The sequence below is a fragment of the Tabrizicola sp. BL-A-41-H6 genome (assembly GCF_050632395.1).
GTDB lineage: Bacteria > Pseudomonadota > Alphaproteobacteria > Rhodobacterales > Rhodobacteraceae > JAUYQR01.
Window position 1 is genome coordinate 3,699,798 of the sequence record NZ_CP192600.1, and the last position, 16,262, is coordinate 3,716,059.

At 62.8% G+C, this 16,262-nt stretch carries 14 protein-coding genes; 6 read left to right on the top strand and 8 right to left on the bottom strand.

The window, feature by feature from the left end:
- The first annotated feature begins 20 nt into the window (after nt 1–20).
- Nucleotides 21–1,043, top strand: a complete 1,023-nt coding sequence (locus ACROUL_RS18240) for a hypothetical protein (protein ID WP_431300854.1) — start codon at nt 21–23, stop codon at nt 1,041–1,043.
- Nucleotides 1,044–1,048: 5 nt separating this feature from the next.
- On the opposite strand, the gene ACROUL_RS18245 is transcribed toward ACROUL_RS18240, so the two are convergent.
- The 7 genes from ACROUL_RS18245 to ACROUL_RS18275 form a co-directional block, all read right to left on the bottom strand.
- Complete coding sequence (locus ACROUL_RS18245) at nt 1,049–1,534, bottom strand: SPOR domain-containing protein (protein ID WP_431300855.1); 486 nt, start codon at nt 1,532–1,534, stop codon at nt 1,049–1,051.
- A 132-nt stretch (nt 1,535–1,666) separates the two neighbouring features.
- Complete coding sequence (upp, locus tag ACROUL_RS18250) at nt 1,667–2,299, bottom strand: uracil phosphoribosyltransferase (protein ID WP_431300856.1); 633 nt, start codon at nt 2,297–2,299, stop codon at nt 1,667–1,669.
- Nucleotides 2,292–3,284 (bottom strand): adenosine deaminase, encoded by a 993-nt coding sequence (locus ACROUL_RS18255; protein WP_431300857.1) that lies wholly within the window; start codon nt 3,282–3,284, stop codon nt 2,292–2,294. Before ACROUL_RS18255 ends, upp begins: the two co-directional genes overlap by 8 nt.
- Nucleotides 3,281–4,477, bottom strand: coding sequence for a phosphopentomutase (locus ACROUL_RS18260; protein WP_431300858.1), 1,197 nt, complete (start codon nt 4,475–4,477; stop codon nt 3,281–3,283). Before ACROUL_RS18260 ends, ACROUL_RS18255 begins: the two co-directional genes overlap by 4 nt.
- The gene (locus ACROUL_RS18265; RefSeq protein WP_431300859.1) at nt 4,477–5,787 is read right to left on the bottom strand and encodes a thymidine phosphorylase; all 1,311 of its coding nucleotides are present in this window, start codon (nt 5,785–5,787) and stop codon (nt 4,477–4,479) included. Before ACROUL_RS18265 ends, ACROUL_RS18260 begins: the two co-directional genes overlap by 1 nt.
- Nucleotides 5,784–6,176, bottom strand: coding sequence for a cytidine deaminase (locus ACROUL_RS18270; RefSeq protein WP_431301338.1), 393 nt, complete (start codon nt 6,174–6,176; stop codon nt 5,784–5,786). The genes ACROUL_RS18265 and ACROUL_RS18270 overlap by 4 nt, the downstream gene beginning before the upstream one ends.
- Before the next feature lie 63 nt (nt 6,177–6,239).
- Nucleotides 6,240–7,316, bottom strand: coding sequence for a cupin domain-containing protein (locus ACROUL_RS18275; protein ID WP_431300860.1), 1,077 nt, complete (start codon nt 7,314–7,316; stop codon nt 6,240–6,242).
- 138 nt (nt 7,317–7,454) lie between these two features.
- Here ACROUL_RS18275 and ACROUL_RS18280 point away from each other — a divergent pair, with 138 nt between their 5' ends.
- From ACROUL_RS18280 to ACROUL_RS18295, 4 genes are all read left to right on the top strand, one after another.
- Nucleotides 7,455–9,734 carry an NADP-dependent malic enzyme gene (locus tag ACROUL_RS18280; RefSeq protein WP_431300861.1) on the top strand — a complete coding sequence of 760 codons (2,280 nt, stop codon included), beginning with the start codon at nt 7,455–7,457 and terminating at the stop codon, nt 9,732–9,734.
- Between the two features lie 215 nt (nt 9,735–9,949).
- Nucleotides 9,950–11,842 (top strand): propionyl-CoA synthetase, encoded by a 1,893-nt coding sequence (locus ACROUL_RS18285; protein WP_431300862.1) that lies wholly within the window; start codon nt 9,950–9,952, stop codon nt 11,840–11,842.
- 114 nt (nt 11,843–11,956) lie between these two features.
- Nucleotides 11,957–12,511: a hypothetical protein gene (locus tag ACROUL_RS18290; protein WP_431300863.1), complete on the top strand. Its 555-nt coding sequence runs from the start codon at nt 11,957–11,959 to the stop codon at nt 12,509–12,511.
- Nucleotides 12,508–13,926 (top strand): sigma-54-dependent transcriptional regulator, encoded by a 1,419-nt coding sequence (locus ACROUL_RS18295; RefSeq protein ID WP_431300864.1) that lies wholly within the window; start codon nt 12,508–12,510, stop codon nt 13,924–13,926. Before ACROUL_RS18290 ends, ACROUL_RS18295 begins: the two co-directional genes overlap by 4 nt.
- 11 nt (nt 13,927–13,937) lie before the next feature.
- Here ACROUL_RS18295 and ACROUL_RS18300 read toward each other — a convergent pair whose 3' ends face one another.
- Nucleotides 13,938–14,702, bottom strand: coding sequence for an NAD kinase (locus tag ACROUL_RS18300; protein ID WP_431300865.1), 765 nt, complete (start codon nt 14,700–14,702; stop codon nt 13,938–13,940).
- Between the two features lie 214 nt (nt 14,703–14,916).
- On the opposite strand from ACROUL_RS18300, the gene glyA reads away from it, so the two are divergent.
- Nucleotides 14,917–16,212 carry a serine hydroxymethyltransferase gene (gene glyA / locus ACROUL_RS18305; protein ID WP_431300866.1) on the top strand — a complete coding sequence of 432 codons (1,296 nt, stop codon included), beginning with the start codon at nt 14,917–14,919 and terminating at the stop codon, nt 16,210–16,212.
- Nucleotides 16,213–16,262 lie beyond the last annotated feature (50 nt).

Consider the following 16,262-nt stretch of genomic DNA (forward strand, 5'->3'; position numbering starts at 1 on the left):
AGGCAGAGACAAATCGCCAGATGACGGCGCTGAAACAATATCAACGGCTGGAATGCACCGGTCTCTGGCGCGAAGCGCCCGAGGACCAGCGTCGTGAGGTTCTAGTCCAGTTCGGCGATGCGACCCTCATCCTCAGCGATCCCAAAAGCAGTGTTGCGATCAGTCACTGGTCCTTGCCCGCCGTGGAACGCACCAACCCAGGTGAAACGCCAGCCGTGTTTTCCCCGGGTGCGGACGCGACCGAGACGCTGGAACTTGACGAACCGGACATGATCGCAGCGCTCGAAGCGGTGCAGGGTGCGGTGAAGGCAGCCACGGCGCGGCCGGGCCGGTTGCGGGGTGCATTGCTGGGCACGGCTACGGTTTCAGTGATTGCCCTCGGTGCCTTCTGGGTGCCGGGTGCGCTGGTAGCGCACACCGCCTCGGTCATTCCGGCGGCAAAGCGCGCCGAGATCGGACAGACCGTGCTGGATGACCTGACCCGGGTGACTGGAACTCCCTGTGACAATCAACTGGGGTTAGGCGCGCTGGCCGGCATTGCCGAACGCGTGTTTGGCCCGGTCGACACGCCGATCCTCTACATCCTGCCTGAAGGTGTCGGCCAACCGCTCAGCTTGCCAGGCGATGTGATTGTCTTGCCACGCGCCCTTGCCGAAAGCTCCAAAGGCCCCGAAGCTCTGGCCGGCACCGCGCTTGTCGAAGGGCTGCGCAAGAAGGACGCCGACCCGATGATCGCGCTATTGGATCACGTCGGGCTGCGCGCCACGTTCCAGCTTCTGACGACCGGAGACTTGCCGCCCGGGGCGCTGCAGGGCTACGGCGAGGTCTTGCTGCAGACAACGACCACACCACCTGTCGATACCCGTGTGCTGGCCGCCTTCGAGCAGGCCCAGATCCCCGCCACCCCCTATGCGCTGTCCGTTGACCCGGACGGCAAGGTGACTGCCGGTCTTGTTGCAAATGATCCCTACAAGGGGCTGTCACCGACGCCGCTGATCCCCGACGATGACTGGGTCGCACTTCAGGCGATCTGCACTAACTGACCGCCCTAAGGGGAGACCAGCATCGCGTCGGAAAAGCCAGCCGACCGGACCTTCGCCAATGCGGCGCTGGCCGAGGCCGCGCTTTCAAAGGGTCCGGCAAGGATCGAGGTCAGTTGCATCCCGTTGTGCATCACCTGCTTGCGCGTGACCGGCAAGCCAAGCTCGGTGATCCTGCGTTCGGCCCGGTCGGCGTTCTCGACCTTGGAAAAACTTCCGATTGCCATCAGGATCGTCCCGGTTGCCGGGCCTGCCGCGTTTTCCTGCACCGGGGCTTGGTCTTGCACGGTCGGAACGGCAAGTGGCGACGCTTCGCCCGCAATCGGCACCCGGCGGCCAGAGGGTGGAAACCCGCAAAGCACGCCCCCGTCACGGGCCACACGCGGAACCCACACGGTCTCGCCTTTGGAGCCAGCGCGCAGGAACAGGCAGCCAGCACTATCGACATACTGCTGGCCCGCGAACGTGGCCGGTGGCGTTTCAGCCGGACGCATCACCTCTCTCGCATCAGCGACCGAGGATGCCGCCAAAAGCGCGCTGAGCGAAGCAAGACTAAGCCTCAAATTACACCGAACCACTGACTGCACCTTTGCCATCTGTGCCGCGTCTTGGCGGCCGTGCATGCCCTACTTCGTTCCGAACATCCTGTCGCCCGCATCGCCCAACCCCGGCACGATGTAGCCGTGGTCATTCAGATGACGGTCAACCGCCGCAGTCACGATCGGCACGTCGGGATGGACTTCCTTCATCCGCGCGACGCCTTCCGGCGCGGCAAGCAGGCAGAGAAACCGGATTTCCTTGGCGCCCGCCTGCTTAAGCAGGGATATCGCCGCAACCGAAGAATTGCCGGTTGCCAGCATCGGGTCCACAACGATGCTGATGCGGTCCTCCATGTGATCCGGCAGCTTGCAGTAATATTGTACCGGCTGAAGCGTTTCGGGGTCGCGGTAAAGCCCGACGAACCCCACACGCGCTGCTGGGATCAGTTCCAGTATCCCGTCCAGCAGCCCGTTTCCCGCGCGCAAGATCGACACCAACGCCAGTTTCTTTCCCTCGATGACCGGGGAGTCCATTTCTTCCAGAGGCGTTTCGATCCGCTTCGTGGTCATCGGCAGTTCGCGCGTCACCTCATAGGCCAGCAGCAGGCTGATCTCGCGCAAGAGCTTTCGAAACGACGCGGTCGACGTATCCTTCTCGCGCATCAAGGTCAGCTTGTGCTGCACCAGAGGGTGCGAAACGACGGTCAGGTGATCAAGCATCGACAGTCTCCAACTTTGCGCGGATCTTCGACTTGGTATCATCATCGCAGAAGGCGGCGTCAAGCGAGGCGCGGGCGATCTTTTCAAAGACGCCCTCGTCCCAATCGAACGCCCTGTGCAACTCTTCGTATTCGCGCGCCATCGTGGTGTGGAAAAAGGGTGGATCGTCGGTCGATATCGTCACCTTCACCCCACGGTCGAACATCGTGCCGATAGGATGATCTCGGAACGTCGGGTATAGCCCCAAGGCCACGTTCGACCCCGGACAAACCTCCAGCACCACGCCCCGTTCGGCCAGTTCGTCAACTAGCGCGAGGTCCTCGATGGCCCGCACACCGTGCCCGATCCGCTCCACCTCAAGATCGTTCAGTGCGGCGCGGACACTGTCGGGCCCGCCCCATTCGCCGGCATGTGCCGTCAGCCGCAGCCCAGCCTCGCGCGCAAGGTCGAAAGACCAACGGAAATCCTTTGGCTGGCCAACCTTTTCGTCGCCCGCGATCCCGAAACCGACGATCCAGTCCCCGGCTGTTTCCGCAGCGCAACGCGCCGTCTGGCGTGCTTTTTCAGGCCCGAAATGACGGATGCAGGTCACGACGCCCCGCAAAGTGATGCCAAACTGGCGTTCCGCCTGATCCGCCGCTTCGCGCATTGCGTGCAGATACTCGCGCCATGCCCCAAGATCACGCCCGCCGCAAAAATCCGGCGACAGGAACGTCTCGGAATAGACAACACCGCTGGCAGCCGATTCCTCAAGCACCGCCAGAACAAGCCGGTGGTAATCCTCGGGCCGTTGCAGGGTGCTGGTGGCCGCCTCATAGACCTTGAGGAAATCCCAGAAATCCTTGTACCGGTACGCCCCGTTTTCGCTGAACAGACCGGACAGATCCATCTTTTTCTCGCGCGCCAGTCCGCGAATGAAGGCCGGCGGCGCCGCACCCTCCAGATGCAAGTGCAGTTCGACCTTTGGCAGGGTGGGGACGTTCACAGAAAGCTCCTTCCGGGCCCGGTTGTGGAAAGCCCAAGGTGCGTCGCAACCGAGGCGGCAACATCGGTAAAGCCCACCTGACCGATTGCCTTCGTTCCGGCGCCCAATCCGATGACCGGCACGCATTCGCGCGTGTGTTCGGTTCCCCGGAACGTGGGGTCATTGCCGTGGTCGGCCGTGAAGATCGCCAGATCGTCAGGCCCCAGCGTGGCAAAAAAGTCCGGCAGACGGGCGTCGAACCATTCAAGCGCGCGGGCATATCCCGCCACATCGCGCGGATGGCCATAAAGCGTGTCGAACTCGACAAAATTGGCAAAGGTAAGCGAACCCGGCTCCGCTTCACTACCAAGCCGTATCAGATGTTCGAAAAGGTCGGCATCGCTCTTGCCCTTGTGCAAGCACCCGATTCCGCGCATCGAAAAGATGTCGCCGATCTTGCCCACGGCGTGCGTGGCCCGCCCGTCTGCCGCTGCCCAATCCAGCAACGTCGGTGACGGCGGGGCGATGGCGAAATCCTTGCGGTTTGCCGTTCGTTTGAAATTGTCAGGTGTCCCGACAAAAGGCCGGGCAATGACCCGCCCGACCTTGCGCGCGTGCAGCATCGGCGCGAGATCGGCGCACAGCCTGAGCAACCGCTCCAGCCCGAATGCCTCTTCATGCGCCGCGATCTGAAACACGGAATCGGCAGATGTGTAACAGATCGGCCAACCCGTACTCAGGTGTGCTTCGATATGTTCGGCAATGATAGGGATCCCCGAGGCATGGCAATTGCCAAGAATGCCGTCGGTGCCTGCCAGCCGACAGACCTCGCGCACGATATCGTCCGGAAACGCCGGAATGGTGTGGGGAAAATAGGTCCAGTCCCACGGCACCGGAACACCCGCCAGTTCCCAATGGCCCGAAGGGGTATCCTTGCCGTTGCTGACTTCTGTGGCGGCACCCCACAGGCCTTGCGGTTCGGCGCCGAAACCTGGAGCAGACAGGCCAGATGACAACCTGACGGCAGCCCCAAGTCCAAGACCGACAAGGACCGGCACCCTCAAGGCACCTTTGCGGTCCACGTCGGCCCTACCACGGGCGCAGGCTTCGGCAATATGACCCAGCGTGTTTGATCCGGCGTCGCCGAAGCGGTCGGCATCCGGCGCGCCGCCACAGCCGACCGAATCCATCACGATCAGGAAGGCGCGCGGCATCAGGCGATCCTCTTCAGCACTAGCGGCGGCTCGCCCGGCGCCGCGTCGCTGATGCGGTAGGCCGCCTGAACAGCCCGAACGGCGGCACGGGCGGCGTCCTCGGTTGCCGCATGAACCATCGCAATCGGCACACCGGCCCCCGCCTCTTCGCCGAGCCCGGCCAGGTCCGACAACCCGACCGAAAGGTTCAGCTTGTCGCCTTCGCGCAATCGCCCGCCACCCAGATGCACCACGGCATGACCCAGCGCCTCGCCGTCTATCGCTGCGATGAAACCGTCGGAAAGTGCTGGCACTTCCATCACTACCGGCGCTGAAGGCAAGCGATCCGGCCACCGCTCGACGAAATCCTGCGGGCCGCCCTGTGCCGCCACCATGCGGCCAAAGATTTCGGCTGCGGCACCGGATTCAAGCGCCTGCGCGATCCGCCCTGCCCCATCTTCCGGGTCTGCGGCCAATCCGGCCAGCGCCAATGCCTCGCCGCCCAACGCGGCAGTCAGATCCCACAGCGCTGTGTTGACCGATGTTCCGGTCAGCGTCTCCATCACCTCGATGACTTCCAGCGCGTTGCCTGCCGCCGTGGCGAGAGGTTGGCTCATGTCGGTGATCAAGGCCGACGTCATGCAGCCCGCACCCTGTGCCGTGGCGACCAGCGCTCGGGCTAGTTCTTCGGCCCGCTCGAGCGTCTTCATGAACGCGCCGGACCCGCATTTCACATCAAGCACCAACGCTTCAAGACCAGCCGCCAGTTTCTTGGACAGGATCGACGCTGTGATCAGATCGACGCTTTCTACCGTCCCCGACACATCCCGGATGGCGTAAAGCCGCTTGTCGGCAGGTGCAATTTCGGCGCTTGCAGCGACGATTGCACAGCGAACGTCCTTCAACTGCGCGCGCAGGGCATCTTCCGTCAGTCCGGTCCTGAAGCCGGGAATCGCCTCCAACTTGTCCAGCGTCCCGCCCGTATGCCCCAGCCCGCGGCCAGAAATCATCGGGACATAAGCACCGCAGGCAGCAAGGGCCGGTGCCAACAAAAGCGAGACGCAGTCACCGATGCCGCCGGTCGAATGCTTGTCGACAATCGGCCCCGGCATGTCCCATGCCAGCACCTTGCCACTGTCGCGCATCCCTCGCGTCAGGGCGACTCGCCCGGCTTCCCCCAAACCCTTCAACAGCACGGCCATTGCGAATGCACCGGCCTGCGCATCGGTTACCACGCCAGAGGCCAGCCCCTGTGCGAACCAGGCCAGTTCATCTGCGGTCGGCTGCCCGCCGTCACGCAGCCGAACGATGATGCTGCGGGCATCGGTCATGTCCGGTCCATGTGCGCGGCGGTGAATACGCCGGGCAAAAGGTCGCCAACAGTAACGGTTCGTGCCTTCCCGTCTGTCGTGCACATGGTGACCTTCACGTCCTGCGCCGCAAACTCGGCCAGTTTTTGGCGGCAGCCACCGCAGGGGGGAACCGGGTGAGGGCTGTCTGCGATGACCAGCGCCTCGATGATCCGCGTTTCACCTGCCGCTACCATTGCCGCAATCGCCCCCGCTTCGGCGCAGGTGCCTTCGGGATAGGCCACGTTCTCGACATTGCATCCCGCATAGATCGTTCCGGACACCGCCCGCAGGGCCGCCCCCACCTTAAAGCGTGAATAGGGCGCATAGGCGTTTTCGCGAACCGCCTTCGCGGCCTCCAGCAGCGTCATCATCGCTTCTCCTTCTGACCTTGCGGTCAGAGTTTGGTCCTGGTGGCCAGCTTATGCAAGTCGTCAGGCCAGACGCGTAGGCGGGTTACCCGGAAGCGAGACCTCAAGCAGTTCAAGGTCCGGCGTGGCGTCGCTGTATCTGGTCGCCATGCCCGGCGGGATGACGAACGCATCGCCGGGCGACAGGCGATAAGGCTCCTTGCCCTCACCCTCTAGCGTCATCGCGCCGGCCATGACGAAGCTGAACAGGATGTCGCCGTCGTGCACCGTCCAGGGTGCCACGCCCACAGGACGCGCAACCATGACGGACGCCACACCCTTGGTGGCAGCATTGATCATGGTATCCCGCGCCTCGAACCCCGGAATCCGGTAGGGCTGAAAGGTTCCATCACGACCGATGTTGTGCACGAACTTCTGTCCTTCCCACTCTCGGTCTGGGCGGAAATGCGGGGTTGGCAAGGTCATCTCGTGATCGATCTCGGTGACGTGGTCGGCAGGCACTCCGATTTCCACGACCTGCACGCCTTCGGAATGCAGCACCTTGTGACGGATCCCCGGCGGCTGGATGAAGCAATCGCCGGCGTTGATACGGCGGATACCGCCCTGATCCTCGTATAGCACGTCAACCCAGCCCGCGACGCAGAAGATCAGCTGAAAGCCGACCTTATGATAATGCACCATGTCAGGGACTGGACCGTCCGGAACCCGAATGTGGCTTGCGATCATTGCCCCGCCAAGGCGGGTCGGTACCAGATCGCGATACTCCATCCCCGCGCGTCCGATTACCCAAGGGGCCTGATCGGCCAGACGGCGGACCACAAAGGCATGTTCGGTGCGCGGCATCACCAACGGCGGGTCAAGTTCGTCGATCTCGATCCGTGTGCCGTTCGGCGCGGTCAGCGTGCGCGCGCCCCCGGCAAATCCGTCCGGATCTTCCGTCAGAATACGCAGGGTTCCCGGCGCTTCCGGCGCGCCCTTCTGGATGCGCAGTCGCAGCCCGTGGCCGGACACGACCGCAACTTCGGGATTGTCGGCAGGATAGATCATATCCAGCCGCATCCGCAGGGTTTTGGTGAAAAACGGAAGGTCGTTGCGCAACTCCTGCGTCGGCAGGCGAATTTCGGCGCGCGTTTCGCTCATGGTGTTCCTCGTGCTATGGCTGCATCGTGAGCGGCATCGCAGGGATTTGCAAGCGATGCCGATAAGACTTGCGCATCTGACGGTGTTGGCAGGTCAGAAGAATTGGTTTAGGGCTAAACCAAATTTCTGGAGGGTGGGATGGACGAGGCTCGCAACGACAACGCACGTCAGGCGGCGCTGGATTACCACGAATTCCCCAAGCCCGGAAAACTGGAAATCCGCGCGACGAAACCGCTGGCGAACGGACGCGACCTTGCGCGGGCCTATTCGCCCGGCGTGGCGGAGGCCTGCCTCGAGATCAAGGCCGACCCATCTACCGCCAGCCGTTACACCAGCCGCGGCAACCTTGTGGCCGTTGTCACAAACGGTACTGCGGTTCTTGGCCTGGGCAACATCGGCGCGCTTGCCTCGAAGCCGGTAATGGAGGGCAAGGCGGTCCTGTTCAAGAAGTTCGCGAACATCGACTGCTTCGATATCGAACTGAACGAGCCCGACCCCGAGAAACTCGCCGCCATCGTCTGCGCGCTGGAGCCGACGTTCGGCGCGATCAACCTTGAGGACATCAAGGCGCCCGACTGCTTCATCGTCGAACGGCTGTGCCGCGAGCGGATGAAGATTCCCGTCTTTCATGACGACCAGCACGGCACGGCCATCGTGGTTGGCGCGGCGGCCACCAATGCCCTGATCGTGGCGGAAAAACGCTTTGAAGACATCAGGATCGTATCGACGGGTGGAGGGGCGGCAGGCATCGCTTGCCTCGAGATGCTGGTCAAGCTGGGGGTTCAGCGCAAGAACATCTGGCTTTGCGATCTGGAAGGGCTGGTCTACGAAGGCCGGGCCGCGCAGATGACGCCGCAGAAGGCCGCGTTTGCGCAAGGCACCACTCCGGCGACCCTCGCTGACGTAATCACAGGTGCCGACCTGTTTCTGGGACTGTCCGGCCCCGGCGTGCTGACCCCCGAAATGGTCGCCACGATGGCGCCGAAACCGATCATCTTCGCGCTTGCCAACCCGATGCCGGAGATTCTGCCCGACGCCGTTCGGGCTGTTGCGCCAGAAGCGATCATGGCAACAGGACGGTCGGATTTCGCCAACCAGGTCAACAACGTGCTTTGCTTCCCGTTCATCTTCCGTGGCGCTCTTGATGTGGGCGCCACCGAGATCAACGACGCTATGGAAATCGCCTGCATCGAAGGTATCGCCGCTCTGGCGCGCGCCACAACAAGCGCCGAGGCCGCCGCCGCCTATCGCGGCGAAACGCTGTCGTTCGGGCCGGAGTACCTCATTCCCAAACCCTTCGATCCGCGCCTCATTGGTGTCGTTGCCAGCGCGGTTGCCCGTGCAGCGATGGAAACCGGCGTTGCGACCCGTCCGATTGCCGATCTGGAGGCATACAAACGCCAGCTTGATGGCTCGGTCTTCAAGTCCGCGCTGTTGATGCGCCCCGTGTTCGAGGCTTCAAAACTGGCGACCCGCCGCATTGTCTTTGCCGAAGGTGAAGACGAACGCGTGCTGCGCGCCGCAAACGCCGTGCTTGAAGAAACCACCGACATCCCGATCCTGATCGGCCGACCCGAGGTGATCGAGGCGCGGTGCGAGCGTTATGGCCTGCCGATCCGGCCGGGCAAGGATTTCCTGCTGGTGAACCCTGAAAACGATCATCGCTACCGCGATTACTGGGGTACTTACCACGAGTTGATGGCACGGCGCGGCGTCACCCCCGACACCGCCCGCGCAGTGATGCGCACCAATACCACCGCCATCGCCGCGATCATGGTCCACCGTGGCGAGGCGGACAGCATGATCTGTGGAACGCTTGGGCAATACCTCTGGCACCTCGGTTACATCCGCCAGATCCTTGCGCGGGGCGGGCTGCATCCGGTTGCAGCGCTCAGCATGATGATCCTTGAGGATGGCCCGCTTTTCATCGCCGACACACATGTGAACGCTGAACCGACGCCCGAGCAGATCATGAACACCGTGATCGGCGCTGCCCGGCACGTCCGCCGCTTTGGCCTGACGCCGAAGATCGCGCTTTGCACGCAAAGCCAGTTTGGCAACATGGAGAACGGCAACGCGCTGCGGATGCGCGGCGCGCTGGAATTGCTTGACGCCCGCGAACCGGATTTCGCTTACGAAGGTGAGATGAACATCGACGCGGCCCTTGACCAATCGCTGCGCGACCGGCTTCTGCCTGGGTCACGCTATGAAGGTGCGGCAAACGTTCTAGTCTTTGCCAGCGCCGATGCGGCTTCGGGCGTGCGCAACATCCTGAAGGTCAAGGCAGGGGGGCTGGAGGTCGGCCCGATCCTGATGGGCATGGGCAACAAGGCCCATGTGGTCACCCCCGCCATAACTGCGCGCGGGCTGCTGAACATGTCGGCCATCGCCGGCACGCCTGTCGACCATTACAAATAGAATCAACGGCGACAGTCCCGCAGAGCGTGAGCGAAAAGTTTGCAAATACCGCCGCTGATGACTTCTAACAGAGGGCCACACCCGGAGTTTGCAAACTTGTCGCTTAGCGGCGAGCCAATTATGCAAATTGGCGCGCTCCGTTGCCGGTAACAGCGTTGCGTCAGCCGGCCCACCTGCCGTAACTAACGTGCAATCGGTCAGCGGGGGGAGACGTCATGACTTATGCACAGACCTATGCAGGCTGGAAGGCTGATCCTGAAGCATTCTGGCTGAGGGCCGCAGAAGACATCGATTGGGTGAGAAAGCCGACCCGAGCGTTGAACGACAGTCGTGCGCCGCTTTATGAATGGTTCAGCGATGCAACCGTCAACACCTGCTGGAACGCCGTTGATCGCCATGTCGCCGCCGGGCGCGGCAAACAGCCCGCAATCATCCACGACAGCCCGGTAACCGGCACAAAACACGTCATCACCTATGCAGAACTGCAGGACCGCGTCGCCCGCCTTGCCGGCGCTTTGCGGGCCAAGGGCATCACCAAGGGCGACCGCGTCATCATCTACATGCCGATGGTCCCCGAGGCGTTGGAAGCCATGCTCGCCTGTGCGCGGCTTGGCGCGATTCACTCTGTCGTATTCGGTGGGTTTGCCGCGGCCGAGCTTGCAGTACGGATCGACGATTGCACCCCCAAGGCGATCATTGCGGCATCCTGCGGAATCGAACCGTCGCGCGTGGTCCACTACAAGCCGCTCCTCGACGGGGCGATCGACATGGCGGACCACAAGCCAGAGTTTTGCGTGATCTTCCAGCGCGAACAAGAGGTTGCACGGCTTGTACCGGGTCGTGACGTAGCTTGGCACGAATTCCAATATGGTGTCGAACCGGCAGACTGCGTGCCAGTCGAAGGCTCTTACCCGGCCTACATTCTTTATACCTCCGGCACGACAGGCGCACCGAAGGGCGTGGTCCGACCAACCGGTGGCCATCTGGTTGCATTGAACTGGACGATGCGCGCCATCTACAATTGCGGGCATGGGGACGTGTTCTGGGCCGCTTCGGATGTGGGTTGGGTCGTGGGCCACAGCTACATCTGCTACGCGCCGCTGATTGCCGGATGCACCACCATCGTCTACGAAGGCAAGCCGGTGGGCACGCCGGACGCCGCCGCTTTCTGGCGCGTGATAGCTGAACACAATGTGCGCAGTTTCTTTACCGCACCGACCGCGCTGCGCGCCATAAAACGCGACGATCCAGAGGGCGCGCTGGTTGGCCGCCATCCGATGCCCAATCTTCAGGCGCTGTTTCTTGCCGGTGAACGCGCCGATCCCGACACAATCCTGTGGGCCCAGCGCCATCTAAACGTGCCGGTCATCGACCATTGGTGGCAGACGGAAACCGGATACGCCATCGCTGCCAACCCTATCGGTATCGAACATCTTCCGGTCAAGATCGGCTCGCCGTCCGTCGCGATGCCAGGCTACGACGTGCAGGTGCTGGACGAAGGCGGGCACCCTGTCGCCCCTGGCACGCTCGGCGCAATTGCCATCAAACTGCCGCTGCCCCCCGGCACCCTGCCGACGCTGTGGAACGCCGAGGATCGGTTCCGAAAAAGCTATCTGGCCCACTTTCCCGGCTACTACGAAACGGGTGATGCTGGCTACGTCGATACGGACGGCTATCTCTACATCATGGCCCGCACAGATGACGTCATCAACGTAGCGGGCCATCGCCTGTCGACCGGAGCGATGGAAGAGGTCCTGGCCGGACACCGCGATGTCGCCGAATGCGCCGTGATCGGCGTGGCGGATGATCTGAAAGGACAATCGCCCTTGGGTTTTCTTTGCTTGAACAAAGGGTCGACCCGCGACCATGCTGACGTTGTGAAGGAATGCGTGGCCTTGGTGCGTGACAAGATCGGCCCGGTCGCTGACTTCAAGCGCGCACTGGTGGTGGACCGCCTGCCAAAGACCCGTTCGGGCAAGATCCTGCGCGCAACGATGGTCAAGATTGCGGATCAGCAGCCCTGGAAAATGCCGGCCACCATCGACGATCCGGCGATCCTTGACGAAATCACAACCGCCCTGCGCAGCATCGGCCTGGCCAAGGCCTGATACACGCCCTGCGGGAACTGCTGGACAGTCATGGCGAAATGCGTCAATTCTTTGCATTATGCAAAGAACCGCTTTCCCATCGAGATCACCTTTTTGGCAGTCCGGGCCGCTGGCATGACGTTCAATTCCGACCGTGCGGCCGACATTGATGTGGCACTGGACCGGCTGCATCTGGCGATCGACCAGTTGGAGGCACTGATTTCCTCCGATACCCAGCGGGTGGAACTTGATGCTTTGCGTCGGGCTGCGTTGCGTCTGGGCGGCGCCAAGCTTCAGTCCGAGGGTCAGCCGCCCAAACCGGCGGCAGCCACCGGCATCAAGCAGTTCGAACCGGCCCGTTTTCAACGCCTCTTGCAACTGGCCGGGCCCGAAAACGGAGCGGAACTGCTGGCGCGCCTGTCGGAGGACCTGATCGCCACGCGTAACCAATCCTCAACGTCGATGGCAAGTATGGAATGGTCGGGTCTTCGCGCGGCGAGCCATGTCCTGATTTCGCTGGCAGGGTCGGTCGGCGCGGTATCGCTACAAACCCTTGCGGAGAGGATGAACGCGGCCGCACACGCCACGGATCGGACGACGGTTGCAGCCTTGATGCCCGAGGCGCTTGGCGAACTTGACGCACTCATCGCCGTTGTGGCGGCGACACGGCCCATCGGGGCTGCCCGATGAAGCCCGGTTCAGCCTGGACGCCCAGCGTGCTTTTGATCGAGGACACGGCCTCGCTGCAACTTGTCTATCGGTCGGTTCTTGCATCTGCCGGATATCGCGTCTCGGTCGCCAGCACCGCCGCGGACGGGCTGGCGCAATTTCGCGGGCTGCAGCCAGCGGTCGTGCTGCTTGACCTCATCCTTCCCGACCGTGATGGTTTGATGCTGATGCAGGACATGCTCGCGCTTAGGCCCGAAGCCTGCGTCATCGCGATTACCGCGAACGGATCGGTCAATCGCGCAGTCGAGGCGATGCGGGCCGGGGCCCATGATTTTCTGGTCAAACCGTTCGATGAAAATCGGTTGCTTGGCGCGGTGCAGAACGCGCTGGCTGAAAGGTTGCCGCGCAAGGCACCGGCTGCCTTGCCTGATCCCGGACCACAGGACCGCGCGATGTTGCAGGACGGCTCGTCGTTCATCGGGTCGTCCGACACCATGCAGCGGATTCACGACACGATCGCGTCGGTGGCACGGTCGATGGCAACGGTGTTCATCACGGGGGAAAGCGGCACTGGGAAAGAACTGTGTGCGCTGGCTGTCCACGCCAATTCGGCCCGTGCCGAAGGGCCGTTCATTGCGCTGAACTGCGGGGCTATTCCGCAGGATCTGCTGGAAAGCGAAGTTTTCGGCCATATGAAGGGTAGCTTTACCGGCGCGATTTCCGACAAGCCGGGCGCTGCAGCAGCGGCGGATGGCGGGACGCTGTTTCTGGACGAGATCTGCGAAATGGCTCCCGCCCTGCAGACCAAACTGCTGCGCTTCCTGCAAACCTCGACGGTCCAGCCGGTCGGCGCGACCCGTCCGCGCAAGGTGAATGTTCGCATCGTTTGCGCCACCAACCGCGATCCCTTGGATGCTGTCCGGCGCGGTCATTTTCGCGAAGACCTGTATTACCGGCTGTTCGTTGTGCCGATCCACATGCCGCCGCTAAGGGACCGAGGGCAGGATGTGATCGAAATCGCGGAAGCCGCCCTGTTCAGGTTTGCGGAAGAGGAAGGGCGCACATTCTACGGCTTGGATGCAGAGGTGCGTGATCTTCTGCCGCGTCTGCCGTGGCCCGGAAATGTGCGGCAGCTTTTGAACGTGATGCGGAACGTGGTCGTGCTCAACCCCGGCGGTTGGGTCGGTATCGAGATGCTGCCACCGGGTCTTGCGGCCGAGATGACACCGCACCGCACGCCCGAAAGGGCGCGCGCGTTGCCCGAACCGACTGTCGAGGCGGACGTGATGGTCGGGCTGACTCTGGCCGAGGCAGAGCGCAAGATCATCGAGGCGACGCTGGCGCGATACGGCGGATCCGTTCCCAAGGCTGCGCGCGTTCTGGATGTGTCGCCGTCAACGCTTTACCGCAAGATAGACGGCTGGGCCAAAGTGTAAGGGCCGCGCCCTTAAACGAACTGCTCGCCGATCAGCCGCTCTTCCAGCCCATGCCCGGGGTCGAACAACAGGCGGTGCCGAACCGATCTTTCCGACCTGATCTCGACGCTTGCCACATCGCGAACAGAAGACCGGCTGTCCGCGTCGGCCATCACGGGGCGTTTCTCAGGGTCAAGCACGTCAAACCGCACCACGCCCGACATCGGCAGCAGGGCACCGCGCCAACGCCGCGGGCGGAACGCGGCAATAGCGGTCAGGGCAAGCACATCGGCACCAATCGGAAGGATCGGGCCGTGTGCCGAATAGTTGTAGGCGGTGGACCCAGCCGGTGTTGCGACTAGTGCACCGTCACACACCAGCTCTGGCATCCGTTCACGCCCGTCGATGCTGATCCGCAGCTTGGCCGCTTGCGGGCCTTGCCGCAACAGCGAGACTTCGTTGATCGCCAAAGCCTCGGTCTGCTTGCCCTTGGTGTTGATGGCCTGCATCGACAAGGGGTGGATGACGGCTTCTTCAGCGGCGGCCAGGCGGGCGGGCAGATCGTCGGCAGCATAGGCATTCATCAGAAACCCGATGGTTCCGCAGTTCATGCCGTAGACCGGCAAATCCCGCCCCTTGGTGGAATGCAACGTCTGCAACATGAACCCGTCGCCACCCAACGCCACAATCACCTCGGCTTGCCTGACGTCGGCCTGCCCATAGGCCGAAGTCAGGGCAGCAAGGGCTTCGATGGCAGCAGGCGCCCTGCTGGCCGTGAACCTGATACGTTGTGGCATGGCGTCCCCCGATGCAGCAGTCTTGGCCGGGGCGGTGGGTAAACTCAAGGGGTTGGTTCCAACCGCCCGGCCAAACACCCCTGCCACCCGTCGTGGCGAGGTAAGATGATTTCGTCGCAATGGCGGAAAAGGTCGTTTTCTTGCCTTTCCGTAGGTCAATCGGTGCTCTAAATAGCGCCGCATCCCTGCCCTTGGCCCAAAGAGGACCCGCCCCATGAACGCTTCGCATCGCGACTCCGGCTTTTTCACCGAAACGCTCAGCAGCCGCGACCCGGAGCTTTTCGCCTCCATCACGTCAGAACTGGGCCGCCAGCGCCACGAGATCGAGCTGATCGCATCGGAAAACATCGTCAGCCGCGCGGTGATGGAAGCGCAAGGCTCGGTGATGACGAACAAATATGCCGAAGGCTATCCGGGCAAACGCTACTACGGCGGCTGCCAATTCGTGGACGTGGCCGAAAATCTGGCGATCGAACGGGCCTGCAAGCTGTTCGGTGTAAACTTTGCCAACGTGCAGCCGAACTCGGGCAGCCAGGCGAACCAAGGGGTGTTCCAGGCGCTGATCAAGCCCGGCGACACGATTCTGGGGATGAGCCTTGATGCAGGCGGCCACCTGACTCATGGCGCGGCGCCGAACCAGTCGGGCAAGTGGTTCCATGCGGTGCAATACGGTGTGCGCAAGCAGGATCTGACGCTGGATTACGATCAGGTTCAGGCGCTGGCGACCGAACATCAGCCAAAGATGATCATCGCCGGCGGATCGGCCATTCCGCGCATCATTGATTTCGCGCGGATGCGCCAGATCGCCGACAGCGTTGGCGCATACCTTCTGGTCGACATGGCGCACTTCGCCGGTCTGGTGGCGGCGGGTCTTTACCCCTCGCCCTTCCCGCACGCCCATGTGGCGACCACGACAACGCACAAGACCCTGCGCGGCCCGCGCGGCGGCATGATCCTGACGAATGACGAGGCGATCGCCAAGAAAGTCAACAGCGCGATCTTCCCCGGCATTCAGGGTGGCCCGTTGATGCACGTGATCGCGGCCAAGGCCGTGGCATTCGGCGAGGCGCTGCAGCCGGGCTTCAAGACCTATCAGGCGCAGGTGGTGAAGAACGCGCAGGCCCTGGCCGATGAATTGATGAAAGGTGGCCTCGATATCGTGACCGGCGGCACCGACACGCACCTGATGCTGGTCGACCTGCGGCCCAAGGCGGTCAAGGGCAACGCGACTGAAAAGGCGTTGGGCCGCGCGCATATCACCTGCAACAAGAACGGCATCCCGTTCGATACCGAAAAGCCGACGATCACCTCGGGCGTTCGCCTTGGCACTCCGGCGGGAACGACGCGTGGCTTTGGCGAAGGCGAATTCCGACAGATCGGGCGCTGGATCGTCGAAGTGGTGGATGGGCTGGCCGCCAATGGCGAGGATGGCAACGGTGCGGTGGAAGCCAAGGTGCGCGCCGAGGTCGAGGCGCTGTGCCAACAGTTCCCGATCTACCCGAACCTCTAAGCTTGCGGCACTGACAAGGACGGGCGCGGGCTTCTGTCTCGCGCCCCGTT